Source organism: Tunicatimonas sp., from assembly GCF_049647865.1.
Taxonomy (GTDB): domain Bacteria; phylum Bacteroidota; class Bacteroidia; order Cytophagales; family Cyclobacteriaceae; genus Tunicatimonas.
Genome location: NZ_JBARYM010000410.1, coordinates 1 through 3,124 on the forward strand (window position 1 = coordinate 1; position 3,124 = coordinate 3,124).

General features: G+C 46.8%; 3 protein-coding genes. All 3 read left to right on the plus strand.

Annotation, left to right across the window (positions count from 1 at the left end; translation table 11 throughout):
* A partial coding sequence (locus tag WBA23_RS12275; protein WP_424582574.1) for a 50S ribosomal protein L20 occupies positions 1 to 112 on the plus strand: 112 nt, incomplete at its 5' end.
* Between the two features lie 155 nt (positions 113 to 267).
* Positions 268 to 1,896 (plus strand): sulfatase family protein, encoded by a 1,629-nt coding sequence (locus tag WBA23_RS12280; RefSeq protein WP_424582572.1) that lies wholly within the window; start codon positions 268 to 270, stop codon positions 1,894 to 1,896.
* 65 nt (positions 1,897 to 1,961) lie between these two features.
* Positions 1,962 to 3,124: arylsulfatase (locus WBA23_RS12285; protein ID WP_424582573.1), on the plus strand; the 1,163-nt coding region annotated here is incomplete at its 3' end.

The following is a 3,124-nucleotide window of genomic DNA, read 5'->3' on the forward strand; positions in this document are numbered from 1 at the left end:
ATTTATGGGAGCTATCAAAACCACTGGTATTGACTTGAACCGCAAGGTACTAGCCGACTTAGCGATGAATCATCCTGCCGCTTTCAAAGCTATTGTAGATAATGTTAAGTAGACGTTATCTATCTCATTAGATAGAAAGCTCTTCATGTGAAGGGCTTTTTTTGTGGAAAGTATGCAGAAAAGAGTTTTTATGCGTAGTTGATTTGTAAGCTCTTGCTAAAGCCCCTATCTTAAACTAGCTTTATTACGAACCTACCAACTTTCATAATGAATTTACCTTATCACTACGTCCTGTTTGTTATCATAGCCTCTCTGTTTTCAGCCTGTAACCAATCAGCCGAAGAAACTGCCCGAGGCGACCGTCCGCCTAATATCGTTTTTATTATGAGTGACGATCACGCCTATCAAGCGATTAGCGCCTACGGACACGGGCTGAACGAAACCCCTAATATTGACCGGATTGCTGAAGAAGGAGCTATTTTTACTCGGGCAACCGTTACCAACTCCATCTGCGCCCCTAGTCGGGCAGTAGTGCTCACGGGAAAGCATAGTTTTAAAAATGGTAAGGTAGATAATGTTCAGCCTTTTGATTGGGATCAGGACAACTTCCCCAAGCTACTGCAAGCCAACGGTTATCAAACCGCGCTGATTGGCAAAATACATTTGGACGGACTACCCCAGGGTTTTGATCATTCTATGGTGCTGCCGGGGCAAGGGCACTACTACAATCCGGACTTTTTAGTCAACGGCGAACGCCAGCGGTTTGAGGGCTACGTGACTGATATTACTACCGACTATGCCTTAAAGTGGTTGAAGGAACAGCGCGATCCGGATAAGCCGTTTCTGCTGATGTACCACCAAAAAGCACCTCATCGTAACTGGAAACCGGGACCTAAGTACCTCACTTTGTACGATGATAAAACGTTTGATCCTCCGTCCAATTACTTTGATGATTATGAGGGGATGGGCACCGCAGCGAAGGAACAGGAAATGGAGGTAGATGGTCACGCTCGTTGGGGGCACGATTTCAAACTGATGGTTTCGCCTGATGGTGATAGCACTGCTTTGGGAGGACAACTTAAGCGGTTCAATGAAGAGCAACTAGCGCAGTGGCATGCTGCCTACGAACCCAAAAACCAGGAGTTTCTAAAAACTTACTATTCTGGTGAAGAACTGGAGTTTAACGAAGACCGGGAAAAAGAAGTCGCGCTTTGGAAATTTAACCGCTACATTAAAGACTACCTGCGAACGATAAAATCAGTTGACGATGGAGTAGGTGAGGTACTGGATTATCTGGACGAGAACGGACTAGCCGAGAATACAATTGTAGTGTATACTTCTGATCAGGGCTTTTACTTAGGTGAGCACGGTTGGTTTGATAAGCGGTTTATGTACGAGCAGTCGTTCCGAACGCCACTATTAGTGCGTTACCCCAACGAGGTTGAAGCAGGAACTGAACTTGATGCATTGGTTCAAAATCTTGACATAGCCCCTACGTTTCTCGACTACGCGGGTGTTCAAGCTCCCGAAGCCATGCAGGGTGAATCGTTCCGTCAACTGGTTAGGGGAGAAACCGGCGAGTGGCGCGATGCGGTGTACTATACGTACTACGAATACCCCTCGGTACACATGGTAAAACGGCACTATGGTGTGGCCACCGACCGCTATAAACTCATGCACTTCTACTACGATATTGACGAGTGGGAAATGTACGATTTAGAGAAAGACCCTCACGAAATGAATAATGTGTACGACGATCCTGCGTATGCTGAAGTGCAGGAGCAGTTGCATACCCGATTAACCGAACTTCGCCAGCAGTACGATGACAGTGATGAGAATAATCAGGAATTTTTAGAAGCGTACCTAGAAGTAGTAAAAGCCCGAAATAATAAATAACAAGAATGGTTTTACCTTATCAGCTCTTCAGAAGTCAGATTGCCGGAATACTTGTGGCATTTATTATGGCAAGTTGCTCATCTCAGCCCGATACCGAAACTACAACTTCTATTGAAGAACCACCCAGTCCGCCCAACATTATTTACATCTTGGCGGATGATTTAGGCTACGGCGATCTAAGCTGCTACGGACAAACGAAGTTCTCTACCCCCAATATTGATCGATTGGCCACGCAAGGAATGCGGTTCACGCAACACTATTCTGGTAATACCGTGTGTGCCCCTTCTCGCTCAGCGCTAATGACGGGTCTTCATACCGGACATACTCCTATTCGGGGCAATAAAGAGGTTCAGCCCGAAGGACAGCACCCACTACCCGATAGTGTGTTAACTTTAGCCGAGACACTCCGCAACGCCGGTTATGCAACGGGAGCGTTTGGTAAGTGGGGATTAGGCTATCCCGGTTCAGAAGGTGATCCTAATCAGCAGGGCTTTGATGAGTTTTTTGGCTACAACTGCCAACGCTACGGTCACCACTACTATCCGCGCCATCTTTGGCACAATCAAGACTCTATTGTGCTGGAAGAAAATGCCGGAGCTAATAAAGGAATTTATGCGCCCTCATTAATTCACCAAGAAGTATTAGGTTTTATTGAAGACCATCAGGAAGAGCCGTTCTTTCTTTACGTACCTAGCGTAATTCCTCACGCTGAACTAGTAGCCCCCCCCGAAGTAATGGCCCAGTACCAGGGGAAATATCCGCCCGAGACACCTTACCAGGGAGTAGATGAAGGTGAGCAGTATCGAACCGGACCGTATGAATCGCAGGAAGAGCCGCACGCCGCTTTCGTAGCGATGGTTTCGTTACTCGATCAGCAGGTGGGAGAGATTATGGCGATAGTTGACTCATTAGGTTTAGCTGGAAATACGCTGATTATTTTTACATCGGATAATGGCCCGCACCAGGAAGGCGGTGCTGATCCTGATTATTTTGACAGCAATGGCCCGTTGAAAGGGTACAAGCGCGATTTATACGAAGGTGGTATTCGAGTGCCTATGATTGCCCGCTGGTCAGGCACTATTACTGAAGGCAGTGAGAGCGATCATATTTCAGCATTCTGGGACGTATATCCTACCTTGGCTGAACTTGCTAATGCTGATGTACCTGAGAGTGATGGTATTTCTTTTGTTCCTACGCTAACCGGTAATGCGGCTCAGCCTAAGCACGA